Origin of the sequence: Variovorax beijingensis (assembly GCF_003951285.1) — a bacterium.
GTDB classification, from domain to species: domain Bacteria; phylum Pseudomonadota; class Gammaproteobacteria; order Burkholderiales; family Burkholderiaceae_C; genus Variovorax; species Variovorax beijingensis.
Window position 1 is genome coordinate 51,250 of record NZ_RXFQ01000014.1, and the last position, 23,228, is coordinate 74,477.

Annotated in this window: 23 protein-coding genes; 5 read left to right on the forward strand and 18 right to left on the reverse strand. The window is 69.5% G+C overall.

Annotated features, from left to right (window positions below):
• Nucleotides 1-18: 18 nt before the first annotated feature.
• The 3 genes from EJO66_RS22390 to EJO66_RS22400 all read left to right on the forward strand — a co-directional run bounded on the left by EJO66_RS22390 (nt 19) and on the right by EJO66_RS22400 (nt 3,901).
• Nucleotides 19-447 (forward strand): universal stress protein, encoded by a 429-nt coding sequence (locus EJO66_RS22390; RefSeq protein WP_125966155.1) that lies wholly within the window; start codon nt 19-21, stop codon nt 445-447.
• Nucleotides 448-503: 56 nt separating this feature from the next.
• The gene (locus tag EJO66_RS22395; protein WP_125966156.1) at nt 504-3,092 is read left to right on the forward strand and encodes a cation-translocating P-type ATPase; all 2,589 of its coding nucleotides are present in this window, start codon (nt 504-506) and stop codon (nt 3,090-3,092) included.
• Between the two features lie 131 nt (nt 3,093-3,223).
• Nucleotides 3,224-3,901, forward strand: a complete 678-nt coding sequence (locus tag EJO66_RS22400; protein ID WP_125966157.1) for an ATP-binding protein — start codon at nt 3,224-3,226, stop codon at nt 3,899-3,901.
• Nucleotides 3,902-3,914: 13 nt separating this feature from the next.
• Here EJO66_RS22400 and EJO66_RS22405 read toward each other — a convergent pair whose 3' ends face one another.
• Nucleotides 3,915-4,190 carry a hypothetical protein gene (locus tag EJO66_RS22405; RefSeq protein ID WP_125966158.1) on the reverse strand — a complete coding sequence of 92 codons (276 nt, stop codon included), beginning with the start codon at nt 4,188-4,190 and terminating at the stop codon, nt 3,915-3,917.
• 218 nt (nt 4,191-4,408) lie between these two features.
• Between EJO66_RS22405 and EJO66_RS22410 the strand changes: the two genes are divergently transcribed.
• Complete coding sequence (locus EJO66_RS22410) at nt 4,409-5,938, forward strand: bifunctional aminoglycoside phosphotransferase/ATP-binding protein (protein WP_125966159.1); 1,530 nt, start codon at nt 4,409-4,411, stop codon at nt 5,936-5,938.
• Nucleotides 5,939-5,965: 27 nt separating this feature from the next.
• On the opposite strand, the gene EJO66_RS22415 is transcribed toward EJO66_RS22410, so the two are convergent.
• The 8 genes from EJO66_RS22415 to EJO66_RS22450 all read right to left on the reverse strand — a co-directional run bounded on the left by EJO66_RS22415 (nt 5,966) and on the right by EJO66_RS22450 (nt 12,955).
• A complete protein-coding gene (locus EJO66_RS22415) occupies nt 5,966-6,745 on the reverse strand; it encodes a murein L,D-transpeptidase (protein ID WP_240648675.1) in 780 nt (259 codons plus the stop codon).
• A 101-nt stretch (nt 6,746-6,846) separates the two neighbouring features.
• The gene (locus tag EJO66_RS22420; protein ID WP_125966161.1) at nt 6,847-7,038 is read right to left on the reverse strand and encodes a YgaP family membrane protein; all 192 of its coding nucleotides are present in this window, start codon (nt 7,036-7,038) and stop codon (nt 6,847-6,849) included.
• A 98-nt stretch (nt 7,039-7,136) separates the two neighbouring features.
• On the reverse strand, nt 7,137-8,333 hold the full coding sequence (locus EJO66_RS22425; RefSeq protein ID WP_125966162.1) for an NnrS family protein: 1,197 nt from the start codon (nt 8,331-8,333) through the stop codon (nt 7,137-7,139).
• Nucleotides 8,334-8,335: 2 nt separating this feature from the next.
• Nucleotides 8,336-9,439: a hypothetical protein gene (locus EJO66_RS22430; protein WP_125966163.1), complete on the reverse strand. Its 1,104-nt coding sequence runs from the start codon at nt 9,437-9,439 to the stop codon at nt 8,336-8,338.
• Nucleotides 9,440-9,489: 50 nt separating this feature from the next.
• The gene (locus EJO66_RS22435; RefSeq protein ID WP_125966164.1) at nt 9,490-9,834 is read right to left on the reverse strand and encodes a metal-sulfur cluster assembly factor; all 345 of its coding nucleotides are present in this window, start codon (nt 9,832-9,834) and stop codon (nt 9,490-9,492) included.
• Complete coding sequence (locus EJO66_RS22440; RefSeq protein WP_125966165.1) at nt 9,831-10,298, reverse strand: Rrf2 family transcriptional regulator; 468 nt, start codon at nt 10,296-10,298, stop codon at nt 9,831-9,833. The genes EJO66_RS22435 and EJO66_RS22440 overlap by 4 nt, the downstream gene beginning before the upstream one ends.
• 18 nt (nt 10,299-10,316) lie before the next feature.
• Nucleotides 10,317-12,629, reverse strand: coding sequence for a nitric-oxide reductase large subunit (locus tag EJO66_RS22445; RefSeq protein WP_125966166.1), 2,313 nt, complete (start codon nt 12,627-12,629; stop codon nt 10,317-10,319).
• 35 nt (nt 12,630-12,664) lie between these two features.
• Entirely contained in the window at nt 12,665-12,955 is a 291-nt protein-coding gene (locus EJO66_RS22450) for a DUF2249 domain-containing protein (RefSeq protein ID WP_125966167.1), read from the reverse strand.
• 69 nt (nt 12,956-13,024) lie between these two features.
• On the opposite strand from EJO66_RS22450, the gene EJO66_RS22455 reads away from it, so the two are divergent.
• Entirely contained in the window at nt 13,025-13,498 is a 474-nt protein-coding gene (locus EJO66_RS22455; protein ID WP_338067585.1) for a ribonucleotide reductase subunit alpha, read from the forward strand.
• Nucleotides 13,499-13,510: 12 nt separating this feature from the next.
• On the opposite strand, the gene EJO66_RS22460 is transcribed toward EJO66_RS22455, so the two are convergent.
• The 9 genes from EJO66_RS22460 to narH are packed head-to-tail and all read right to left on the reverse strand — an operon-like array spanning nt 13,511 to nt 23,216.
• A complete protein-coding gene (locus EJO66_RS22460; protein WP_125966168.1) occupies nt 13,511-14,383 on the reverse strand; it encodes an acyltransferase in 873 nt (290 codons plus the stop codon).
• On the reverse strand, nt 14,383-15,021 hold the full coding sequence (locus tag EJO66_RS22465; RefSeq protein WP_125966169.1) for a nitroreductase family protein: 639 nt from the start codon (nt 15,019-15,021) through the stop codon (nt 14,383-14,385). Before EJO66_RS22465 ends, EJO66_RS22460 begins: the two co-directional genes overlap by 1 nt.
• Nucleotides 15,018-17,423 (reverse strand): adenosylcobalamin-dependent ribonucleoside-diphosphate reductase, encoded by a 2,406-nt coding sequence (locus tag EJO66_RS22470; protein ID WP_125966170.1) that lies wholly within the window; start codon nt 17,421-17,423, stop codon nt 15,018-15,020. Before EJO66_RS22470 ends, EJO66_RS22465 begins: the two co-directional genes overlap by 4 nt.
• A complete protein-coding gene (locus tag EJO66_RS22475; RefSeq protein WP_125966171.1) occupies nt 17,420-18,652 on the reverse strand; it encodes an NAD(P)H-dependent flavin oxidoreductase in 1,233 nt (410 codons plus the stop codon). The genes EJO66_RS22470 and EJO66_RS22475 overlap by 4 nt, the downstream gene beginning before the upstream one ends.
• Complete coding sequence (locus EJO66_RS22480) at nt 18,636-19,316, reverse strand: carbonic anhydrase (RefSeq protein WP_125966172.1); 681 nt, start codon at nt 19,314-19,316, stop codon at nt 18,636-18,638. Before EJO66_RS22480 ends, EJO66_RS22475 begins: the two co-directional genes overlap by 17 nt.
• Nucleotides 19,313-20,197: a peptidylprolyl isomerase gene (locus EJO66_RS22485; protein ID WP_125966173.1), complete on the reverse strand. Its 885-nt coding sequence runs from the start codon at nt 20,195-20,197 to the stop codon at nt 19,313-19,315. The genes EJO66_RS22480 and EJO66_RS22485 overlap by 4 nt, the downstream gene beginning before the upstream one ends.
• The gene (gene narI, locus EJO66_RS22490) at nt 20,194-20,988 is read right to left on the reverse strand and encodes a respiratory nitrate reductase subunit gamma (RefSeq protein WP_125966174.1); all 795 of its coding nucleotides are present in this window, start codon (nt 20,986-20,988) and stop codon (nt 20,194-20,196) included. The genes EJO66_RS22485 and narI overlap by 4 nt, the downstream gene beginning before the upstream one ends.
• A complete protein-coding gene (narJ, locus tag EJO66_RS22495) occupies nt 20,985-21,668 on the reverse strand; it encodes a nitrate reductase molybdenum cofactor assembly chaperone (protein ID WP_125966175.1) in 684 nt (227 codons plus the stop codon). The genes narI and narJ overlap by 4 nt, the downstream gene beginning before the upstream one ends.
• A gap of 15 nt (nt 21,669-21,683) precedes the next feature.
• Nucleotides 21,684-23,216 carry a nitrate reductase subunit beta gene (gene narH, locus EJO66_RS22500; protein WP_125966176.1) on the reverse strand — a complete coding sequence of 511 codons (1,533 nt, stop codon included), beginning with the start codon at nt 23,214-23,216 and terminating at the stop codon, nt 21,684-21,686.
• Nucleotides 23,217-23,228 lie beyond the last annotated feature (12 nt).

Here is a 23,228-nt window from a genome sequence, read left to right on the forward strand (position 1 = left end):
ACAGGAAGGAAGATCCGAATGAAGATCCTCGTGGCAACCGATGGCTCGAAGTACGCCCTGAGGGCCGTCAAGTACGCGGCCAAGCTGATCGGATGGCTGCGTCCGGCAGCGCACTCGATCACCCTCATCAGCGTGCACGACAACACCAACCTGCGCTTCGCGAATTCGATCCTCGGTTCCGAGGACGTGATCGCCTTCCTGCACCAGCGCAGCACCGCGGAACTCAAGGCCGCCATGAAATTTCTCAAGACGGCGGACATCGACCACAGATCGGTGATTCGCACGGGGCACGTGGCGCAGGAGATCGTCAGGTTCGCCAAGGAGGGCAAGTTCGACCTGATCGTCCTGGGCTCGAAAGGGCGAAGCGCCATCGTCGATCTTCTGGTGGGCTCGGTAGCCCAGCGTGTGCTGGCGACGGCCAGGCAGCCGGTCGTACTGGTCAAGTAGTGCGAGTTGCTCCCCACGCGCCCGAAGAAAAGGGGACGAGCGGCTCCGAGCCGTCCATGGCGGATGCCCGCGATCTGACAGATGTCGTGGCGCGCCAGCGCCTGGCGCAGGACGGCCCGAATGAAGTGACGGTCTCTCGCCCGCGCAGTGTGTTGCGGCTGGCGCGCGAGGTGGCGTCCGAGCCGATGTTTCTGCTGCTCGCGGCCTGCGGCAGCATCTACTTGGCGCTGGGCGATGCGCAGGAAGCGCTCATGCTGCTCGGCTTCGTCTTCATCGTCATGGGCATCAGCTTTGTCCAGCAACGGCGCAGCGAGCGCTCCCTGGAAGCACTGCGCGATCTTTCCAGCCCGCAAGCGCTGGTCCGTCGCGGGGGCACGGTGCGCCGCATCGCGGCACGGGAACTGGTGGTGGGCGACATGGTCCTGCTGTCGGAGGGGGACCGTGTTCCTGCCGACATGTCGCTCCTCGACGCGTCGAACCTCGCCATCGACGAGTCATTGCTGACCGGCGAGTCGGTGCCGGTGAACAAGCACGCCGTGGCCAGCGAGGAAGCCATGGCGGCGGATGCCTGGACCGCGTTTTCAGGCACGCTGGTGACGCAAGGAACCGCACGGGGGCGCGTGACTGCCATCGGCGCGCGCAGCGCGCTCGGGCGCATCGGCGCCTCGCTGGCCGGCATCGCCGTGCAGGCCACGCCGATCCAACGGGAGACACGAGGCGTCGTCAAGGGGGTGGCAATTGGGGGGCTGGCACTGGCCGCGGCGCTCGCGGCGGCGTACGGCGCGCTTCGCGGCGACTGGCTCCAGGGCCTGCTGGCCGGGCTGACGCTCGCGATGGGCATCATCCCTGAGGAGTTGCCGATGGTGCTTGCGCTGTTCCTCGGCCTGGGTGCCTGGCGGCTGGTGCGCGAGAAGGTGTTGGCCCGAAGCATCCCCGCGGTCGAACTGCTCGGGGCCACCACGGTGTTGTGCGTCGACAAGACCGGCACGCTGACGGCCAATCGCATGAGCGTACGGCAGCTTCGGTCCGGCGATGCAAGGTACGACGCGTTGGAGGCGAAGGGTGCCGCCCTGCAGGAGGAACTGCATCCGTTGCTGGAGTATGCGGTGCTGGCCAGCCACCGGCGCACGTTCGACCCGATGGAGTCCGCCATCGCCGAAGCCGCCGGGCAATGGCTTGCCGGCACGGAGCATCTGCATTCCGACTGGACCCTGATCGACGACTATCCGCTGTCGCCGGAATTGCTGGCGATGTCGCGCGTGTGGCGTTCACCCGATCAGCGGGCGTTCCTCATTGCCGCCAAGGGAGCTCCCGAAGCCATCGTCGACCTGTGCCACATGGATGCAGGCCGCGCCGGCCGCATCGCCGAACAGGTCCTGGAGATGGCAGCCGACGGCCTGCGTGTACTTGGCGTCGCGTGTGGCACCTTCGATGCCGATGTCCTGCCCGGACTGCAGCACGACTTCGATTTCCGGTTCCTTGGCTTGGTCGGGCTGGAGGATCCGGTACGGGCCGACGTGCCGCAGGCCATCGCCGAGTGCCGTGCCGCCGGCATCCGAGTCGTGATGATGACGGGGGATCATCCCGCCACCGCAATCGCGGTGGCGCGGCAAGCCGGGCTGAGTGCCGAGGCGCCTGTCATGACCGGCGCCGAGATGGCTTCTCTGGCCGACGAGGCACTTGCTGCACGGTTGGCCGCGACAACCATCTTCTGTCGGGTCCAGCCTGATCAGAAGCTTCGTCTGGTGCGCGCTTTCCGTGCGCAGGGCGATGTGGTCGCGATGACCGGCGACGGCGTGAACGATGCGCCGGCCCTGAAAGCCGCCGACATCGGCGTGGCGATGGGTGCGCGAGGGACCGAGGTGGCCCGCGAGGCGGCCGCGCTGGTCCTGCTGAACGACGACTTCGCCTCGCTGGTCACGGCGATCCGCCATGGGCGCCGCGTGTTCGCGAATCTTCGCAAGGCGATCGTTTTCGTGGTGGCGGTCCATGTGCCCATCGTCGGGCTGTCGATCCTGCCGGTGGTCCTTGGCTGGCCCATGCTGTTGATGCCGGTCCACATCCTGTTCCTGCAATTGATCATCGACCCTGCCTGCTCGGTTGTGTTCGAGGCCGAGCCTCTCGAAAAGAGCGCGATGAAGGTCCCGCCCCGCCGCCCCGACCAGCGGCTGTTCGACTCCGCGGTGCTGGTCCGCGGCCTGTGGCAGGGCGGCGTGTTGCTGGGGGTGCTTCTGGTGACCTATGCGGGCGCGCGCTGGATGGCGCCGCTGGAGGTCGGCAGGGACGACATGGCAAGGACGCTGACTTTCATGGTGCTGGTGCTGTCGAACCTCGGCCTGATTCAAAGCAATCGATCCTGGGAGCGAATGGCCTGGCACGGCAACACTGCATCCAACCGCCAGTTCGGCTGGATCGCCGCGGGAGCCGTTGCAGTCCTGTGCGTGGTGCTTGCCGTGCCTGCCGTTGGTCGTCTGTTCTCGTTTGTGACGCCGTCGCCGGCGTTGCTGGCGGCGGGTCTCGGGATGGCGGTCCTGAACGTGCTCTGGTTCGAATGCATCAAATGGGGCCTGCGCAGAGTTCGCAGCATCGAAAGCCCGAGCGGCGCCGTTCACGGGCCGGCGAATTCTTGTTCCGCCAGGCGGTAGCAACAACGCGGGCTGGCCGTTGGTAACTGATCTTTCAATTGGCGCCGCGGAATTGACTACCGGATGCCGGTCGCACCATTCGACACCCGGCGTAGCATGTGTGAATTACTCATTCACGAGAAGAGGCACCGATGGAGATGCAGCCGAAGAATCCCGCATCGGATCTCGCGATCGGCGTCTCTGCAGCGCTGAGGGAGTTGCTCGCCTCCATGCGGACGCTCCTGGCCAACGGCAACGATGCGGGATCATCGAGGGTACCCCATCGACAGGTTCAGGCCCTGCGCAGGGGAGATGCACTGGCGGCGGCCCTGGTCGCCTATGCACGGTGTCAGGAGCTTTCGCCTGCATCCATCGAGGTGCTGCCATTCCTCAGCTCCTTCGCCAACCTCCTGTGGCATACCCTTGACCGCCGCATCGTGGTCACCGTGGACGTCGAGAGGGACTGCCCTGCCTTGTTCGTCGATGCGCCTGCACTCGAGGAAGCGTTGACACAGATCGTGAGGAACGCGCAGTCGGCCATGCCGCATGGCGGCAGGCTGGTGCTGCGCGGTGCACTCGATCGGCGGGACAGTCGTTTGCTCAATCTCGACGTCATCGACAAAGGCACCGGCATGAGCCCCGACGTTGTCGAAAGAGCTGCGAGTCCATTTTTCACGACCCAGGAGGACTCCCCTTTTTCCGGCATGGGCCTTTCGGCCGTTGCCGGCTTCGCGGCCCAGTCGGGCGGCCGGATGGCCATTTCCAGCGCCGTTGGACAGGGGACAACCATTCGCCTTTCCTTGCCGACCGCTGCGAGCGCTCGCAGCTGACCGCGAGGAGAGATCACATCAATCGCAACCCCCGGGCGAATCGCATCGAGTTTTTTGGAAACCTGGGCGCACAGTCCATCTTTGCGATCTCGGCGAGTCCTTCTTCCGTGATGCGCGTCACGGTCGCCACCGTCGACTTGAGATAGGGCCCTCTCGGAGGAAGGGGCGTGATCCTGGCCTCGATCAGACCTGTGGCGACGAGCACCGACACATGGCGGATTTCCTCTGCCTGGACCACCCGCACAGGCAGTGGCGTGTGAAAAAGCCTCATCAAGAACAGTAGCGGCATTGAACCCTCCGATTGCCTTGACCAAAGTTACCTTTTGCCACGCGGGTGCACATTGATCTGGCGCAAGCCGGGCCGAACGTCCGGCGAGGCCTTGACTCAGGTCAAGGCCGCCGTGGCGCCCGGTGCCAAGCTCGGCCCCAGGCCCGAAGGAAGCCGTCCGTGCGCGACATGGCGCCTTCTCGCTCATTCCCTTGGCCGCCGCAACGAAGACAGGACCGATGGACACGACACTGGTGCAGGCATTGCGCGAGGCGCTGCAGCGCGAAACCGGCGCGCGCGTCGAGCTGGTCGAGACGCACATCTCATGGGTGCTGCTGACGGCCACGCTCGCCTACAAGCTCAAGAAGCCCGTGCGCTTTCCTTTCGTCGACTTCTCAGGCATCGCGGCCCGCAGGCATTTCTGCGAGGAAGAACTGCGCCTGAACCGGCGCTTCGCGCCGTCGCTGTACCTGGACGTGGTGCCGGTGTGCGGCGCGCCCGCGACGCCGCGGCTTGGCGGCGAGGGCGTGCCGATCGACCACGTGGTCCGCATGCGGCGCTTTCCGGAGTCGTCGCTGCTGCGCAACCTGCTGGCGGACGGCCGGCTGGAGCCGGCCTGGCTCGACGGCTTCGCACAGCGGCTGGCGGCGCTGCAGGGCGCGGCCGGGCGCGTCGTGCCGCCGTCGGCTTTCGGCGCGCCGGACGCCATCGTTCGTGCGGCCGTCGACGTCGTGAGCCAGCTGCTCGTGCAGCGCAGCGACAGCCGCCTTTCGGCGCTGGCCGCATGGATCCGCGAACGCGCGCAGGCGCTGCACATGGCCTGGATCGTGCGCCAGCAGGGCGGCGCGGTGCGCGAATGCCACGGCGACCTGCACATGGCCAATATCGTCCTGGTGGACGGTGAACTCACTGCCTTCGACTGCATCGAATTCGATCCCATGATGCGCCGGATCGACGTGATGAGCGACATCGCCTTCCTCACCATGGACCTGAAGGCCCATGGCCGCGCCGACCTCGCGTTCCGCTTCCTGGATGCGTGGCTGCAGCACAGCGGCGACCACGCGGGCCTGCAGGTGCTCGGCTTCTACGAGGTGTACCGGGCGCTGGTGCGGGCCATGGCCGCGGGCCTGGGGCCACAGGCCGCGCCGGCTCCAGCCGGTGCATCGAAGCCCGACTACCTGGCGTGCGCCGCGCAGCTGGCGCAAAGCGCGCGGGGGCGTGCGCGCCTGCTGATCACGCACGGGTTCTCGGGTTCCGGCAAGTCGACCATCGCCTCGCAGCTGCTGTGCGTCGTGGGCGCGGTGCGCATCCGTTCCGACGTGGAGCGCAAGCGCCTGTTCGGCCTCGCTCCGCTCGCCCGCTCCGCCGAGCAGGGCCTGGCCATCTACGGCGCGCAGGCCACGCGGCAGACCTTCGAGCGCTTGCGCGCCTGCGCGCGCGACGCGCTGCTGGCGGGGTATCCGGTGATCGTGGATGCGGCCTTCCTGCGCAGCGCCGAGCGGCGCAGCTTCCAGGTGCTGGCGGCCGAGCTCGGCCTGCCTTTCGCGATCCTGGACTGCCGTGCCGCCGAAGCCGTGCTGCGCCGCCGCGTGGCCGAGCGCGGTGCCTCGGGCACGGATGCGTCGGAGGCCAGCCTGGAGGTGCTGGAGCGCCAGCTCGCGGTGCACGAGCCGCTGGAGGCCGACGAGCGCGCGCTGGCCATCGACGTCTTTACCGAGGACGCGGTGGATATCGTCTCGCTCGAGGTGCGCTGGCGCGCGAAGACCTGACTCGCAGCGAAGCCGCCGTTTCGGCGATCACCTGCCGCCGGCCGCGGTGCCCGTGGCGCGCGGTCCGGGCGCGGGCGACCAGGCGGGCCGGTCGGTGCGTTCCGAGTCCACGACGATCAGGTAGCGCCCCGCGTCTTCCACGGGAGTCTGGTCGGCCGGGAGTACCCACATCGGCGAGCCTTGCGCCGCGGCCGCGAGGTAGTCGGCGTCGAGCATGCCGAAGCGGTCGAGCAGCCGGTTCAGGCTGGCCGGGATGCGGATGCAGCCCTTCGACTGCACGCTGCCGAGCCGCGGCTCCAGCAGATCCGGGTCGGTGGCATGCATCTGCAATCGCATCGTGCCGAGGCCGCCCTGGCCCCAGAGCCGCCGGGCCTGCTGCCATCCCAGGTCGAACACGCGCAGGCCCTTCGTCCCGTAGCCGCGGATGCCGAGCTTGTTGTGGGTGCCTTCGGCGCGGAAGTCGGGATTGGCGGTGGAGTGCTCGAACACGCCGAGCGGGGTCTCGAAGTGATCGAACCCGCCGCCGCGTCCGGTGGATGCCGCAGCAGCCCCGACGAGGAACGGCGCGGCGCCGTCGTCCAGCCAGTAGATGAAGATCGCCTGCACGTTCGGGCTGCGGTCGACGAGCGCAACGTATTGCGGTCCGGGCGCGATGCCGGCCTGCGCGAGCGCGCCGAGCGCCAGTTCGCCGTAGCGCCTGGCTTCCTCGGGCGGTGGGTCGAGCCGATGCTTCACCTGCGCGCGGAACACATCGGCCAACTCGGAGGGCGAGGCGTGGCCGGCGAGCGCGCCGCCGGTGCAAAGCATGGCAAGGACGACCGCAAGGGCTGCAATGAAGGACGCACGGCGGGTCGCAGATATCGTTCGTCCGAGTCTGCAAGGCTTCACGGCAAGTCCTGCGGACCCGCCTACCTGCCGGGCCAACGGGTATCCAGGCCGAGCATCGAATAGACCGGGCAGACGCCGGCCACCCCCGTCAGCATTCCCAGCACCCCCAGGTAGCCCCAGGACGCGATGGTGCCGGGCGCGGCAAGCGCGACCAGCAGCATGCCCGATGCGATGCGCAGGGTGCGGTCGAGGGTTCCAAGGTTGTTTGACATCCGGGGTTTCTGTTTGCTGGAGCGCCAGGGAATGCATCCTGCACCCAGGGTGGGCGGGCCGCATTGCGATGGATCAAGCGCCCGCGTGCAGGGAGCGCTCAGCCGGGCTTGCCGTCCGCCCGGGCGCGGGTCAGCACCGGCCAGTAGCACACGGCGAACAGGCCGAAGCCCAGGCTCCAGAATGCGGCAGAAAAAAGGACCGCGGCGACCGTGTGGGCCGGTGCGGCCAGCGGCACGAGAATCCGCACCAGCGCGGCGAGCAGGACCAGCACGAAGCAGGCGGTGTCGACCTGGTCCGCGCGCAGCACCCGGCCGGTGTGGCCCCGCGCCGTGCGCACCATCATGCCGATGATGAGCCCGCCCGCGGCGCCCACGGTCAGCGCGTGGGTGGCGAGCGATGCCGGCACCAGGCCATGCAGCGCCATCGCCCGCAGCGTGAGGTGCACCGGAATCCATGCGTAGGCCACGTGCAGCACCAGCACCAGCGTGTTGGCGGGCGCCTTCCAGGGCCGCCAGAGCAGCCAGCGCACCAGATGCGCAAGTGCCGCCGCCAGCGCGACGGCCGTCCCGGCCATCGGTGGCAGGCCCGTGGCGTCGGCCAGCAGCAGCGCGAGCACCAGCCCCAGCGCGGCCTTTTCGACCAGGGCGTGCCGCGTGGCGCCGGCGCCCGAGATGCCGTTGTTGGTGAACATCGGGATCACCCGGCCGCCCATGACGGCCATGATGAACAGCACGGCGTCCAGTGCCAGCTGGATGCCCGGCCATGCCGGCACCTCGATCACGCCGAGCGCCGACAGGTGAAAGGCGAATGCGGCGCCCGAGAGCAGCAGCAGCAAGCCGACGAAGAAGTAGTTGCGCCGGTTGCGCGCGGCCACCAGCGGGCGCGCCAGCGCCAGCGCGCAGGCCAGCGGGAACGCCGCGTTGGCCACCGCGGCCGTCCACGCAAAGGGCGTGAGCACGAGCACGCGGCCCGCCACCCACAGCGCCGCCAGGGCCGCCAGCTGCAGGCCGGTGGGCGTGGGCTGGCCCGACCAGTTGCGCCCCGCGGTGAAGAGGAATCCGACGATCACGGCCAGCGTGAAGCCGAACAGCATCTCGTGCGCATGCCACATCGGCCCCTGCAGGTAGGCGCCGGGCAGCCAGCCGGCGAACTGCATCGCCCACAGCGCGATAGACAGCGCCGCGAAGCTGCTGGCCAGCAGGTAGAAGGGGCGAAAGCCGAGCTGCCACAGCGCAAAGGCCGGCGCCTGGGTGGATGGAGGCTGTGCAGGTTCGAGCGGAATGAAGGATGCCACGGTCAGGCCTTTCGGGCGCCCTCGGCGCCATGTTGGATGCGCCACGCGACGGCCGCGCCGGCCACGGTGACGGCAAAGAAAACGATCGCGGCCGCGTTGAGCCAAGCCCCGGCGGCGCGCAGCGGATCGCTGAAGCTTCCCAGCATCAGCCGCACGACAAGCGACAGGTGCAGCGCGGCCAGCGGCAGGTAGAAGAAGGCGCCGAAGCGCAGCTTGATGCCTGCGACGGCCGGCAGCACGACGGGCGCATGCCCCATCACCATGCTGACGACGAAGCCCAGCCCCAGTGCGTGCAGCGCGATGTCGCGGGTGGGCCCTCCGAGTGCGGCCGCGGCCCAGGCCGCGCCGGCGACGCCGAGCCAGGCATAGCCGCCCAGCAGGCAGACCGCCATATAGCGGCTGATGCCGTGCGTGGACACCGTGCGCCGTGCGATGTCGAACATCGCGAGCCACGCGGCCAGCAGCACGAGCGCCGTGCCGTAGGCGAGTCCGCCGGCACGCGGGGCCGTGCCCGACCATGCGGCGCCGGCCAGCAGCAGTGCCAGCACGGCCTGCAGCGTCAGGCTGGCCGCGGGACGCCGGCGCATGAGCCGCGTCATCTCTAGCCGTTCGGCCGCGATCGTCATGACCAGGAAGGCGAACCACCACGGGAACACGGCGCCGCCGTCGCGGCCCAGCGCAAACAGAAGGTTGCCCACCATCCACGCGGCCGCACCGGCCGCCAGCAGCAGCGTGTGCGCCGCGCGCTGGCGGCACACGACCAGCGCGCTGACCCCCAGGAAGAACACAGCGGCCGCCACGCCGAGCCACGCGCCGGCGGCCTGCTGCCCGAAGGCCAGGCACAGCGCGCCGGTGCCCGACGCCAGAGGCGCTGCAAATGCCCAGCGATGCTTGACGGCCACGGCGCGCTCGATGCCGATGACCGTGCCCAGGAAGCCGCAGATCATCAGTGCGCCATGCGCCAGCAGCAGTTGGCCGGCTGCGGCGAACGAGAGCGGGTCCGGCACCGCGACGCCGAGCCGCCAGAGCCCGCCCGCAATGCCGCCTACCAGCGACGCACCGGCCAGCGCGCCGAACAGCGCACGCGCGAGAACCCGGCCACGCACCGGCGAGGTCCTCGCTGGCCGTCCCGTACGGGCGGCGGGGCTTGCAGCGCCTACCATCCCATGAACCGCCTGGCGCTGGCGCTCATGCGCTGCGGGCTCCAGGGCGGCTCCCACACCAGCTCGAGGCGGATCAGGAGATCGGGCGGCACCACCTTGTCGAGTTCGGCTTCCGCCTCGTCCATGATGAGATCGACCACTGGGCAGGCCGCGGAGGTCATCGTGAGCCGCACGTGCGCCACCGCGGCGTCCACCGTGACGCCGTAGACCAGGCCCACGTCGACGATGTTCATCGAGATCTCGGGATCCACGACGCGCGCGAGCGCTGCCGCCAGCGGCTCGCGCAGCGGCTCGGGCCCTTCGTACGGAAAGGAGGTCGTGTCCGCCGGCAAGCTCATGTTTCCTCCCGTTCGGTGTGCGCCGCGCCGATGCGGCCTGCCAGGAACACCGTGGCCAGCGCCTCGCGGTTGCGGACGAGGTCGGCCAGCGTGTAGCGCTGCAGCACCGCGTGGAAGGCCGACACGGCTTCGCCCAGGATGCCCTGCAGGCGGCAGAGGCCCGTGATGCGGCACGCGCCGCCGCCTTCCCCGAAACATTCCACGATGGCACCGCCCTCGGTGCGCCGCACCACGTCGCCGATGTTGATCGCCTCGGGCGGCTTCGCGAGCGCGAGGCCGCCGCCCTTGCCGCGGACGTTGGCCAGCCACCCCTCCTTGCCCAGGAAGTGCACCACCTTGGTCAGGTGATGCTCGGACACCGCGAAGGAGGCCGCGATCTCGCCGATGGTGGCGCGGCGCCCGGGCTGCGCGGCCAGGTAGATCAGCACGCGCAGGCTGTAGTCGGTGAAGGCGGTGAGCTTCATGGCTGCACTGGCGCCGTATCACTGTTCGGCCACGTGGCCCGCCTGCATGGCCCGGACTGTTCGGCCCCTGGCGCGCGGCGGTTCCTGCGGCGCAGCTTGCACCGCCGGACGGCGCAGCAGGCGCAGCGCATAGGCCGCGAGCAGCACCGCGCCCACGGCAAAGACGATGTCGCCCGGCACCCGCATCCAGACCAGCGCCTCCATCACGCGGGAGTGCACGACCTCGGCCGAGCGCGCATACCACAGCCCCTGCGTGACGCTGGCCCAGGCCTGGTAGATGCCGGCGGGCAGCAGCGACAGGAACACCATCATCGCCAGGCCGATGTTGAGGCTCCAGAACGCCGGCTTGAGCAGCCGGTCGGCATGCAGCTGGCGCTCGTAGAGGCCGCGCAGGCAGAACAGCATCAGCCCGATGCCCAGCATGCCGTAGACGCCGAAGAGCGCGGCGTGGCCGTGGGCGGGCGTCATGTTGAGCCCCTGCACGTAGTAGAGCGAGGCCGGCGGATTGATCGCGAAGCCGAGCACGCCGGCGCCGATGGTGTTCCAGAAGGCCACGGCCACGAAGCACATGACGATCCACTTGTAGGCGCCGAGCCAGGGCATGGCCTGCGAGCGGCGCCAGGTCTGCAGCGCCTCCAGGCCGATCAGCGTGAGCGGCACCACCTCGAGCGCCGAGAACACTGCGCCCACGGCGATCACCGAGGTCGGCGTGCCGGTGAAGTAGAGGTGGTGCAGCGTGCCCAGGATGCCGCCGAACAGGAACACGATGGTCTCGGCGATGATGGCGCGGTTGGCGCTCTCGGTGCGCACCAGCCCCAGGCGCGTGAAGATCAGTGCGACCACGGCGGTGGCGAACACCTCGAAGAAGCCTTCCACCCAGAGGTGCACCAGCCACCAGCGCCAGTACTCGATCATCGAGTAGTGGGTGTGCTGTCCCCAGACCAGCGAGGTCGAATAGAAGCCGCCGATGCAGGTGGCCGACAGGAACACCATCGCGATCAGGCCGCGCGATGCCGAGGGCTTGACCAGTGCGGGCCACAGCGCGCGGCCCAGCAGGAAGACCCAGAACAGCAGGCCCGCGAACAGCAGCAGCTGCCAGACGCGGCCCATGCTGGTGTATTCGAGGCCCTGGTTGCCGAGCCAGAAGCTGAAGTCGACGCCGCGGCGCTGCAGCGTGCCGAGCCAGCCGGTCAGCGTGGAGCCGACCACGATGGCGATCAGCGCCCAGAACAGCACGTCCACCCCGAGCTTCTGCAGCCTGGGCTCGCGGCCGGACAGCAGCGGCGCGATGTACAGGCCCGTGGCCAGCCACGCGGTGGCGATCCAGAAGATGCCCACCTGCGTGTGCACGGTGCGGCTCACGACATAGGGCAGCAGCTCGGCCAGCGGAAGGCCGAAGAACGAGTCGCCCTCGACCGCGTAGTGCGCCGTGACGATGCCCATCGCGATCTGCAGCAGCATGAGGCCGATCACCGCGAAGAAATACTTGCGCGTGGCCTTCATGGAGGGTGTCGCCACCGCGCCCAGCAGCGGGTCCGCCTGGGGCGGCTGCGCTTCGGCTTCGTGCCGCTGGCTGCCGTGCAGCCACAGCATGGCCGCAATGGCCGCCAGCAGCAGGCAGATGCTGACCATCGACCAGACCGCGGCCGAGCTGGTCATGGTGTTGCCCACCAGCGGCTCGTGCGGCCAGTTGCTGGTGTAGCTCAGTCCCGTTTCTCCGGGCCGGTCGGTGGCCGCGGCCCAGGAGGTCCAGAAGAAGAACGCGGTGAGCGCCTGGCGGTCGGCCCGGTCGGGCAGCGTGCCCGGCGTCATCGCGTACTGGCCGCGCAGCGTGGCGAGCGAACTGTCGTCGCTGAACAGCGCGTCATAGTGCGCCGCCACCTCCCGGATCGCCTGCGCGCGGTCGGCCGGCACGGTGATCACGCCGCTGGCCGCGTCGTAGGTGTTGCGCCGCATCTGCTCGACCACCGTGGCCGCGAGCGCGCCGCGGTCCGCCGGGCTCAGCGAGTCGAAGTCCTTGCGAAAGGCCTGGGCATGGCGGTTGCGCAGCGCCACGGCCTCGCGGTGCAGCCAGTCGGCGGACCAGTCGGGCGCGACGTAGCTGCCGTGGCCCCACACCGAGCCCAGCTGCTGTCCGCCGGTGGACAGCCAGACCTGCTGGCCGCGCTGGATCTGCTCGCCGGTGAAGATCGGCTCGCCGTCGGCGCTGGAGACCGCGCTCGGAATCGGCGGCGCGGTCAGGTAGATCTGCACGCCCAGGTAGCCGAGCGCGCCGAACGACAGCACGAAGATGAAGGCGAGCCAGCGCCACAGCCGGTTGTTGTTGCTCATGGTGTTTCCTTCTTGGGAATTCGGATCGATGGTGCTCAGGCGCCGCCGCATCCACCGCAGCAGCCGCCGCTCGCATGCGCGTCGAAGGCCGGCACCTTTGTGATGGCCACGCGCCAGACCGAGGGGCCCTCCTCGAGGTAGTTCCATGCGAACCGGTCGGGCCATTGCGACTGGAACTGCGCATACAGCGGCCGCGGATCGTGGTCGTTCACCAGTTCGATCGCGTGGCCGACGTCAAGGGCGGCAAAGGTGGAGAAGATGTGCGCGTGGCGAAATTGCGGCTCGAGCCGGCGGACATCGATGATGGAGGATGGTGCGGATTTCATGGGTTTTCCTCGGTGGGAGCGAAGGGATCTGAAAGGTGTATTTCGGATGCACCTATGCTAGGAAGGCGCGTGCGGCGCCGCTTGATCTGCATCAACATCGGGAGCGAAGGCAGCGGCGACGCTCGCGGCATGCTTTCTCCTTCTTCATCTCTTTTCGACCAGCTGCTGCAGGCTGCGGCGGCCCAGCCCGAGCCCCAGCGCCTGCTGTTCGTGTTCGCCGAGGCCGAGTTGCCCGGCGACGCCGATGCGGCGCAGCGGGCACGTTTCGAGGCGGGGCAGGGCGGTGCGCTGACGCCTGTGGCCTGCGTGGAAAAAAGCCTGCCGGAGCTCAGCACCTACGCCGCGCTGGTGGCGGAATCGCGCCGCGCGAGCCTGCCCTGGCGCGTGATGTTCGCGGCCGGCCTGTCCGGCGCGAACGGCCAGCCGCCCTCGGCCGAACGCATCGAGAGTGCGCTGCAAGCCATGGTCGAGGGCGTGCGAAGCGGTGCCTTCGGCGGCTATCTCGCGCTCGACATCGAAGGCCGGCCGGTGCGGTTCGGCTGACGCGCGCCCCAGCTACTTTCGAGCGCCGCGGCGCGCCGCCAGCCGCTCCTGGATCAGGCGGTCCTTGTCCTGCCACTGGGCTTCGATCCACTTGCGGATGTGCGCGCGCCGCGCCTTGTCGCCCGACGGGTTCGTGCCCAGCAGATGGGGCGGAATGGCGCGCTGGCGGACATCCACCGCCACGGCCCGCACGTCGCCGCTGAGGAGCGCCCAGAAGCTGGGCGTTCCCTCGGGGTAGACGATGGTCACGTCGAGCATCGCCTCGAACTGCCCGCCCATGGTGGCCAGCGCGACGCCAAGGCCGCCCGAGCGGGGCTCGAGCAGATGGCGGTAGCTGCTGTTCTGCGCGGCATGCTTGGCCGCGGTGAAGCGCGTGCCCTCGACGAAGTTGATGACCGCGGTCGGAACGCGCTTGAACCTCTCGCAGGAACGCCGGGTGGTGGCGAGATCCCCGCGACCCTTGCCGCGGCCGCGCTTCATGAACGGAAAGTCGAGCGCCCACCACGCCAGCCCGATCACCGGCACCCAGATCAGCTCGCGCTTGAGAAAGAACTTGAGGAAGGGAATGCGTCCGTGGAAAGTGCGCTGCAGCACCAGGATGTCGACCCAGCTCTGGTGGTTGCTCGACACCAGGTACCAGCCGCGCGGGTTCAGGCCTTCCACGCCCCGGATCTGCCAAGGCGCGGGGCACGCAAGTGCGATCCATGCGTTGTTGACGCCGACCCAGCCGCCGGCCAGCGCGTTCAGCACCCGGTCGCAGCCGGTGCGCACGCGCGCGGCCGGCACGAGCAGCTTGACCAGCGCCGGCGGCACCATCAGCGTGAACGCAAGCAGCGTGTTCACGCCGAGCAGCAGCCCGTTGAGCGCACCGCGCAGGGCAGCCATCAGTCGCACGGCGCAAGCTGCGGCACGTCGCCCAGTTCGCTGACGTAGCGGCCGGGCGCGGGCCGCGCCGGACCGGCCTTCTGGGCGGTCACCGAGCCCACGCTGATGAAGCACAGCGGCTCGTCGTGCCGGTCCAGCGCGAACAGGCCGCGCAGCTCGTCCGATTGCAGCGCCTTGCCGCTGGTCAGCGCCGAGCCGTAGCCCAGGGCGGTGGCGGCCAGCAGCATGTTCTGGATGGCGCATCCGGCCGACAGGATGCGTTCGGTGGCCGGAATCTCCTCGTTGCCCGGGCCCATCCGCGCGACCGCGAGCATCAGCAGCGGCGCGCGGAAGGCCTTCTCGCGTGCCTGGCCCTGCTGCTCGGGCGTGGCGGCGGCATCGCGCTGCAGCAGGGCGCGTGCGAACACGTCGGCGAGCCGCCCGCGCTGCGGCGGCGGCACGACGACGAAGCGCCAGGGCACCAGGCCGCCGTGGTCCGGCGCCGAGGCGGCGGCGCCGAGGATCTGTGCGAGCTCGGCGCGATCGGGCCCCGGCGCACCGAGCCGCCTGGGCAGCACGGTGCGTCGCGCCTCCATCAGCGCGGCCAGTTGCCGCGCACTCGCGGGCGGCTCGGCCGCAGCGTGGGCCACCGCGTTCATCCGCAGCTTCCGAGGTGCCCGCACTGCGTGCAGTAGTCGCAGCCATCCTTGCGGATCATGGCGTGGGCGCCGCATTCGGGGCACTTGGCACCCGCCATCGGGGCCGCGGCCGCAACCAGCGGCACCGGCGCGTCCGGCGCCGCGATGGCCTGGTCGCTGCGGCGCGCGATCAGCTGCTGGATCGCATAGGCGATGGCACCCACTTCGGAGTCGTGCCACATGGGCACCTGGGTGCCGTCGGCCTTCACGTGGTGGCCCAGGCGCACCGGCCCGCGGTCCCAGGCGACCTTGCGCATGTCGGCGAGTGCGCGTTCGAGAAAACCGCCGCGCGCGGCCAGCGACAGCAGCCGCATGCTCGCGGTGATCCATTGCTGCGACTCGCCGCTCTGGCCCACCGGCATGAAGAATTCCACCGCCCGCTCCCGGCCGTCGGCCAGCGGCAGGAACGACACCACCAGGTAGAGCGTCTGCTGCCCCTGCTGCGTCCAGTACTCGATCTTCTCGGCCACGGCATTCAATGCGCCCTTCGGGCGGCTCTCGATCATGGCGCGCATCGGATCGGCTGCAGCGCCGTCGGCGGCGGGGCGGGCCTCCGGCTGCACCGCCGGCGCGACCTCCAGCACGGAGCCCAGGATGCTGTTGGGCCGGTAGGTGGCCAAGCCCTTGAGGCGGGCGGTCCAGGCCTGCAGGTAGAGGCCCTTGAAGTCCTCGTAGGGATAGTCGGCGGGCACGTTCACCGTCTTCGAGATGGCGGTGTCGACGAAGGGCTGCACCGCTTCCATCATGGCCAGGTGGCCGGCCGCGGACATCGACTGGGCCGAGACGAAGTACGGCGGCAGCCGCTCGGTGTCGCCGCCCAGGAAGCGGTACAGCCGCCAGGCGTGGTCCTCCACGTCATACTTGGAGCTGCTGCCGTCGGCCTCGCGCTTCTTGCGCCGGTAAGTCCAGGAGAACGCCGGCTCGATGCCGTTCGAGGCGTTGTCGGCGAACGCCAGGCTCACGGTGCCCGTCGGTGCAATGGACACCAGGTGGCTGTTGCGGATGCCGTGCATGCGGATCTGCTCCTGCAGCGCGGGATCCAGGCGGCTGGCGAAGGTGCCGCGCGCAAGGTAGCGCTCGGCGTCGAACAGCGGGAAGGCGCCTTTCTCGCGTGCCAGCGCCACCGAGGCGGCGTAGGCCGCATCCCGCAGGCAGCGCGCGATGCGCACCGCCATGGCCCGGCCCTCGGGCTGGTCGTAGCGCAGGCACAGCATCGCGAGCGTGTCGCCCAGGCCCGTGAAGCCCACGCCGATGCGGCGCTTGGCCATGGCTTCGGCGCGCTGCTGGGGCAGGGGCCAGAAGGTGAGGTCCAGCACGTTGTCGAGCGCGCGCACCTGCAGCGCCACGGCTTCGCCGAAGCGCGCGAAATCGAAGTGCGCCGCACTGCCGATGCCGAACGGATGCTCCACGAAGCGCGTCAGCACGATCGGCCCGAGGTCGCAGCACCCGTACGGCGGCAGCGGCTGCTCGCCGCAGGGGTTGGTCGCCTCGATGTGCTCGCAGTAGCGCAGGTTGTTGTCGTTGTTGATGGTGTCGGTGAACAGGATCCCGGGCTCGGCGAAGTCGTAGGTCGAGCGCATCACCAGGTCCCACAGCTCGCGCGCCGGCAGGGTTCGGTAGACCCAGCTGCCGTCGGCAGCCTGGGCCGCACCGCGCGCGATCAGCTCGGCGCCCGGTTTGGCGCTGTGCACCAGGGGCCATGCCTCGTCGTCCGCCAGCGCGCGCATGAACTTGTCGGTCACCGCCACCGACACGTTGAAGTTGTTCCAGCGCCCGGGCGTGCGCTTGGCCGTGATGAAGTCCAGCACGTCGGGGTGGTCGATGCGCAGCACGCCCATCTGCGCGCCGCGGCGCGCGCCTGCGCTTTCCACGGTGGCGCAGGAGCGGTCGAACACGTCGATGTAGCTGCACGGGCCCGATGCCGTGGACGCGGTGGTGCGCACCTGCGCGCCGCGCGGCCGGATGCGCGAGAAGTCGTAGCCGACGCCGCCGCCGCGGCGCATGGTTTCGGCCGCTTCGCGCAGCGCCTCGTAGATGCCCGCGTAGCCACCGGCGTCCTGGCCCTGGATGCAGTCGCCCACCGGCTGCACGAAGCAGTTGATCAGCGTGGCCTCCAGGTCGGTGCCCGCGGCGCTCATGATGCGGCCGGCGCCGATCGCGCCGGCGCGCAGGTTGGCGAGGAAGCGCGCCTCCCACTGGGCGCGCTCTTCCTCGGCTTCGACCGAGGCCAGCGCCCGCGCCACGCGTGCGAACAGGGCCTCGACGTCGGCTTCGCCGGGCTTCAGGTATTTTTCGCGCAGCACGTCGCGGCTGATGGGCTGCACGGGCAGCGGCTCCATCTTTCTGGCGTCTTCGCGCTTCATGCCGTGGCGCCCCCCGTCGACGTGGCGGGGCGGATGCCGCCGAGCAGCCAGCGCATCAGGTCGCGGACCGGGCGGATCTCGCTGCCGAAGGGCAGCGCCCCCGCGCCGCGGAAGAACAGGCCACGGTCGACGTGGCCTTCCAGCGCGTGCCCCAGTGTCTTGTCGATGCAGAACTGGCCCCAGCTCGGGGTGCCGTCGCGCAGGCCGCAGTGCGCCAGGCAGTCGAAGCGCATGGTGCAGCTTTCCTTCTTGTGCGCCTTGTGCTGCAGCCGCTCCTCCAGCCGCAGGTACTTGTCCAGCCACGGCGTGCGCACTGCGCGCGCGGGCAGGCCCGCCGTGCTGACGAACTCGACGATGTCGGCGGGCTGGGCGTCGGCCAGCACCTGCTTGAAGGCCGGGTGCGCATCGCATTCGGCGGTCACCGCGAAGGCGGTGCCCAGCTGCACCGCCGCGGCGCCGAGGCCCTGCAGGCGCCGGATGTCTTCCAGGCTGCCGATGCCGCCGGCCGCAATCAGCGGAATGCGGCCCTCGAGGCCGGCCGTCTTGAAGAATTCGAGCACCTGCGGAATGGCGACGTCGAAGTCGAAGCGCGGGTCCTGCAGGTCGGCCACCTTGGCAGCGCCCAGGTGGCCGCCCGCGAGCCGGGGATGCTCGATCACGATGGCATCGGGCAGGCGCCCCTTCTTCTCCCACTTGCGCACCACCAGCTGCACGCCGCGCGCATCCGAGAGGATGGGAATGAGCGCCACCTCGGGATGGTCGCGCGCGAGTTCGGGCAGGTCCAGCGGCAGGCCCGCGCCCACCACCAATGCGTCGATGCCGCAGGCCATGGCGTGGCGCAGGTAGGCCTCGTAGGCGGTCAGCGCCTTCATCACGTTCACGGCCACGAGGCCGCGCCCGCCGGAGAGATCGCGCGCCCGCGCGATCTCGCGGCCCAGCGCCTCGAGGTTGGCGGCATCGATGCGCTGCCCGGCATCCGGCTCGGCGTTCAGGTGGGCCGTGCGGGCCATCAGGTCGGGATGCAGCCGGCGCAGGTCGACGGCCGAGATCGTGCCCATGCCGCCCAGCCCGGCGACCGTGCCGGCGAGCCCGCCGGCCGACACGCCGACACCCATGCCGCCCTGAATGACAGGGAGGAGTTCGGCGCCCTTCAGGCGCCAGTTGCGCAGGCCCGAATCGCGCGAAAGCGCTTCCAGGGCGACTGCTGTCTCGTCAGAGGATCGATCCATCATGTTCCACATAAGGTTGATAGGGGCCGGTACCGGCGTTGGAGGCGAGCGAGGCGGGCACGAAGTCGCCCGCCTGGGCATCGAACACATGGACTTCGCCTTCCTCGATCACGTAGTGCCAGCCATGCAGCGTGAGCGCGTTGCGCTCGACGCGGCTGCGCACCATCGGGTAGGCCATCAGGCGCTCGAGCTGCAGCACGACGGCGCGCTGTTCGCTGCGGCGCAGCGCGGCGGGGCTGGGACGCACCGGCAGCAGGGCCTCGTCGGCCAGCCGCAGCCATGACTTCAGCGCGACCGCTTCGTCCGCCACGCCTTCGTAGGCCGCGCGGATCGCGCCGCAGTGGCTGTGGCCGCACACGACGATGCGTTCGACCTTCAGCTCGAGCAGCGCGAATTCGATCGCGGCCACCGTGCCATGCAGCCCGTGCGATCCGTCGCAGGGCGGCACGAACGCACCGACGTTGCGGATGATGAAGAGCTCGCCCGGACCCGTGCCCGTCAGCAGGTAGGGCATCAGCCGCGAGTCCGAGCAGCCGATGAAGAGCGTCTTCGGATGCTGGCCTTCGGCGACCAGGTCCTGGAAGCGCTGCTGGTGCCGCGGAAAATAGTCGGAGCGGAACCTGCGCAGGCGCAAGAGCAGGTCGTCAGGTTCCTGGGCGGTCATTGCACCAGCGGGGAGTCCGCCCCTTCGAGGACCAGGCCGCTCAGTCCGGCGCGGCCGGCCAGCAGCTGCATGTACTGGTGCAGGGCCTTGGCGCGCGACTGCTGGGCGAGCTGCACCGCGATGCGCGGGCTTACCTCCTCGAAGGATTGCCGGCGACCCGCATCGCGCGCGAGCACCTCGACGATATGGAAGCCGTAGCGGCTGTGGACCAGTCGCGGATGCAGGCCCAGCGCGTCGAGCCGTTCGCTGTTGTGGAACAGCTCGGCCGTGAGCTCGTCGGCGCAATCGTCCGGGCCGATCCAGCCGAGGTCGCCGCCCTCGGCGCCGCTCGGGCAGTTCGACAGGGTCCGCGCGAGTTCGGCGAAGCGGGTGGGCGCGGCGTCCCTGCGGCGCAACTCGAGCAGGGCCTGCTCGGCGCGCGCGGCCAGCGCCGCAACGTTGATTCCCTGCGTCACCGCAAACAGGATGTGGCGTGCATGCACGCGGCGGCCGATGGCGAAGTGCGCGCTTCGCGCCGCGTAGTAGCGGCGGCATTCGCCTTCGCTGGGCATGGGCACCTCGATCTCGTCGTCGAGCATCTGCTGGATCACCGCCTGCTCGGCCGTGCCCAGGCGCGGCGCGAGAAGCGCCTCCGAAGGCGGCAGCAGGCCGCGCGCGACGGCCTCCTGCCGCAGCAGTTCGGCCCAGGCCAGCTCGCGCAGGCTGTATTCGTCCGGACGTTCGCCCGGCAGGTGCAGGGCAACGCCGTTGATCGCCGCGCATGAGGTCTCGGTTGGGGCCACGCTCGCTGCCGGTTCGATGACCACCGGGGTTGAGGCCGCCACGGGTGCCGCGGTTTCGCGGCACTGGCAGGCGCCGCCGCCGCATCCGCCGGCGCTCACCGGGCCACCCCCGTCGACTTGGCCACGGACCCGGCCGGCACCGCCTTCGGCGGCGAATGAGGCGCGGCACTCGGCGCGGCCGCCGATGCCGGCTTGCTTGGCACCAGCGCCCGGCGGCTGCGCACCACCTGGTAGGGCCGGAAGACATAGCCCACCGTGGCGAAGCCGCTCCAGACATGCACCAGCCGCGTGAACGGGAAGATCAGGAAGATCGACATGCCGAGGAACATGTGGGCCTTGAACACCCAGCTTGCGCCGTCCAGCAGTTCCACGGCGCCGCCGCGGAAGGTGACGATGCGCTGCGCCCATTCGGCCAGCAGCACCATCATGCTGCCGTCCAGATGCTGCGCCGACAGCGGGATCGTGGCCAAGCCGAGCGCCAGCTGCAGCCACAGCAGGACCAGCAGCACGATGTCGCTGGTCCTGGAGTTGAGGCGGATGCGCTCGTCGCCGAGACGCCGGTGCAGCAGGATCGTGACGCCGGCAAAGCCGAGCAGGCCGGCAATGCCGCCCGAGATCATCGCCATCAGCTGCTTGCTGCCGGCACCGATGAAGGGCTCGTAGAGGAAGTGCGGCGTCAGCATGCCGACGCTGTGGCCGAAGAACAGGAACAGCACGCCCACGTGGAACAGGTTGCTGCCCCAGCGCAGCTGGCCGGCGCGCAGCAGCTGCGAGGAGTCGCTCTTCCATGTGTACTGGTCGCGGTCGAACCGGATCAGGCTGCCGATGAGGAAGACGCTCAGGCAGATGTACGGATAGATGCCGAAGAGGAAATTGTCGAGGGCGTTCATACGGGGGCTCCACTGGCGGCGGCCGCGGCCGCCTTGCGAACAATGTGGATGGGCTGCGCGTCGCCGGGCCGTGCCTGGCCCTTGGTGCTGCAGCCGTCGAAGACGACGGGCTCGGCCCAGCTCTCGTCGATCGGCTGCTCGTCGGTCACCGCCACCGCTTCGGCCTTGTGGCCGGCCAGCTCGATGACCGCCGCCAGCACGCTCGCGTAGGCGCTCTCGCGCTTGCGCAGCGCGCTGAAGATGGACGCGAGGATGTGCGCCATCTCGCCGAGGAACGCGCGCGCCACCGCCGGCGGCTGCGTGGAGGCGAACTCGAGCACCACGCACAGGTGGTCGGGCACCTCATGCGGGCCGAGCAGCAGCCCGCATTTCTCGTAGGTCTGGGCCAGGTCGATCATGGCCGGGCCGCGCTCGCGCGAGTCGCCGTGCACATGCTCGAAGAGGTGCAACGAGGTGCTGCGGCCGCGGTCGAACAGCTCGACGAACTGCGTCTCGGCCTCGATCGGATCGACCGAGACCAGCGCGCGGGCCAGTGCCCGCAGCTCCTTGCGGCGCGCCGGCGACAGCGCCGCCTCGGCGTCCATCGCATCGGCCAGCCGGGGCATCAGGGCGCGCGCCTTGGCATCGGGATAGCCGAGCAAGAGGGCAAGCGCGCGAAGGGTGTGGCGTTGGGTTTTCATCGTGTCGCTCCGGCGTCAGACCTTGGCGTGGATCGGAATCGTGCGGCGCTTGGCGGCGCCGAACAGGCTGGTTTCGGAGCTGCCGTCGGAGCAGCCGTTGCCGAACGAGAAGCCGCAACCGCCCTTCATGTCGAAGGTGTCCTCGGCGTACTCGCGGTGCGTCGAGGGGATGACGAAGCGGTCTTCATAGTTGGCGATGGCCATCACCTGGTACATCTCTTCCACCTGCGCGGCCGTCAAGCCGACCTGCGCGAGCACCGCGGGATCCGCGAAGTCGTCGACATGCTTGCCGCGCTGGTAGGTGCGCATGGCCAGCATGCGTTCGAGCGCACGGACCACCGGTTCGGTGGCGCCCGCGGTCAGCAGGTTGGCCAGGTACTGCACCGGGATGCGCATCTGCGTGACGTCGGGAATCGCGCCCTTGGCGCCCACATGCCCGGCGTTGGCGGCCGCGGTGATCGGCGACAGCGGCGGCACGTACCAGACCATCGGCAGCGTGCGGTACTCGGGGTGCAGCGGCAGCGCCACCTTCCACTCCATCGCCATCTTGTAGACCGGGCTGTTCCTGGCGCCTTCGAGCCAGGCCTCGGGGATGCCGTCGCGCCGGGCCTGCGCGATCACCTCCGGATCGTGCGGGTCGAGGAAGATGCCGAGCTGGGCCTCGTAGAGGTCCTTCTCGTCCGGCACGCTGGCCGCTTCCTGGATGCGGTCGGCGTCGTACAGCACCACGCCGAGGTAGCGGATGCGCCCGACGCAGGTTTCCGAACAGACGGTGGGCTGGCCGGCCTCGATGCGCGGGTAGCAGAAGATGCACTTCTCGGCCTTGCCGCTTTGCCAGTTGTAGTAGATCTTCTTGTAGGGGCAGCCCGAGACGCACATGCGCCAGCCGCGGCACTTGTCCTGGTCGATCAGCACGATGCCGTCTTCCTCGCGCTTGTAGATCGAGCCCGATGGGCAGGAGGCCACGCACGCCGGATTCAGGCAGTGCTCGCACAGCCTGGGCAGGTACATCATGAAGGTGTTCTCGAACTGGCCGACCATCTCCTTTTGCACCGCGTCGAAGCTGCCCAGGTTGGCGTCCTTGCTGCGCTTGGAAAACTCGCCGCCGAGGATCTCTTCCCAGTTCGGGCCCCACTCGATCTTCTCCATGCGCTTGCCGGTGATCAGGCTGCGCGGCCGTGCCGTCGGCGGCGCCTTCATCGCGGGCGCCGACTGCAGGTGCTCGTAGTCGAAGGTGAAGGGCTCGTAGTAGTCGTCGATCTGCGGCAGGTTGGGGTTGGAGAAGATGCGCATGAGCAGGCTCCACCTGCCGCCCTGGCGCGGCTCGATCGAGCCGTCGGGCTTGCGCACCCAGCCTCCCTGCCACTTGCCCTGGTTCTCCCATTCCTTGGGGTAGCCGATGCCGGGCTTGGTCTCGACGTTGTTGAACCAGGCGTACTCGACGCCGGGCCGGCTGGTCCAGACGTTCTTGCAGGTGACTGAGCAGGTGTGGCAGCCGATGCACTTGTCCAGGTTCAGGACCATGCCGATTTGCGCGCGTATTTTCATCGTGGGTACCTC

What these genes read in the sequence shown, in the direction of transcription:
- EJO66_RS22395 (WP_125966156.1), top strand. Translation starts at nt 504, where the DNA reads ATGGCGGATGCCCGCGATCTGACAGATGTCGTGGCGCGCCAGCGCCTG.
- EJO66_RS22450 (WP_125966167.1), bottom strand. Translation starts at nt 12,955, where the DNA reads ATGAAATCCGCACCATCCTCCATCATCGATGTCCGCCGGCTCGAGCCG.
- EJO66_RS22445 (WP_125966166.1), bottom strand. Translation starts at nt 12,629, where the DNA reads ATGAGCAACAACAACCGGCTGTGGCGCTGGCTCGCCTTCATCTTCGTG.
- EJO66_RS22390 (WP_125966155.1), top strand. Translation starts at nt 19, where the DNA reads ATGAAGATCCTCGTGGCAACCGATGGCTCGAAGTACGCCCTGAGGGCC.
- EJO66_RS22420 (WP_125966161.1), bottom strand. Translation starts at nt 7,038, where the DNA reads ATGTCAAACAACCTTGGAACCCTCGACCGCACCCTGCGCATCGCATCG.
- EJO66_RS22415 (WP_240648675.1), bottom strand. Translation starts at nt 6,745, where the DNA reads ATGCTTTGCACCGGCGGCGCGCTCGCCGGCCACGCCTCGCCCTCCGAG.
- EJO66_RS22470 (WP_125966170.1), bottom strand. Translation starts at nt 17,423, where the DNA reads ATGAAGCGCGAAGACGCCAGAAAGATGGAGCCGCTGCCCGTGCAGCCC.
- narI (WP_125966174.1), bottom strand. Translation starts at nt 20,988, where the DNA reads ATGAACGCCCTCGACAATTTCCTCTTCGGCATCTATCCGTACATCTGC.
- EJO66_RS22435 (WP_125966164.1), bottom strand. Translation starts at nt 9,834, where the DNA reads ATGAGCTTGCCGGCGGACACGACCTCCTTTCCGTACGAAGGGCCCGAG.
- EJO66_RS22460 (WP_125966168.1), bottom strand. Translation starts at nt 14,383, where the DNA reads ATGGCTGCCCTGCGCGGTGCGCTCAACGGGCTGCTGCTCGGCGTGAAC.
- EJO66_RS22480 (WP_125966172.1), bottom strand. Translation starts at nt 19,316, where the DNA reads ATGACCGCCCAGGAACCTGACGACCTGCTCTTGCGCCTGCGCAGGTTC.
- EJO66_RS22465 (WP_125966169.1), bottom strand. Translation starts at nt 15,021, where the DNA reads ATGAACGCGGTGGCCCACGCTGCGGCCGAGCCGCCCGCGAGTGCGCGG.
- narH (WP_125966176.1), bottom strand. Translation starts at nt 23,216, where the DNA reads ATGAAAATACGCGCGCAAATCGGCATGGTCCTGAACCTGGACAAGTGC.
- EJO66_RS22410 (WP_125966159.1), top strand. Translation starts at nt 4,409, where the DNA reads ATGGACACGACACTGGTGCAGGCATTGCGCGAGGCGCTGCAGCGCGAA.
- EJO66_RS22440 (WP_125966165.1), bottom strand. Translation starts at nt 10,298, where the DNA reads ATGAAGCTCACCGCCTTCACCGACTACAGCCTGCGCGTGCTGATCTAC.
- EJO66_RS22405 (WP_125966158.1), bottom strand. Translation starts at nt 4,190, where the DNA reads ATGCCGCTACTGTTCTTGATGAGGCTTTTTCACACGCCACTGCCTGTG.
- narJ (WP_125966175.1), bottom strand. Translation starts at nt 21,668, where the DNA reads ATGAAAACCCAACGCCACACCCTTCGCGCGCTTGCCCTCTTGCTCGGC.
- EJO66_RS22475 (WP_125966171.1), bottom strand. Translation starts at nt 18,652, where the DNA reads ATGGATCGATCCTCTGACGAGACAGCAGTCGCCCTGGAAGCGCTTTCG.
- EJO66_RS22400 (WP_125966157.1), top strand. Translation starts at nt 3,224, where the DNA reads ATGGAGATGCAGCCGAAGAATCCCGCATCGGATCTCGCGATCGGCGTC.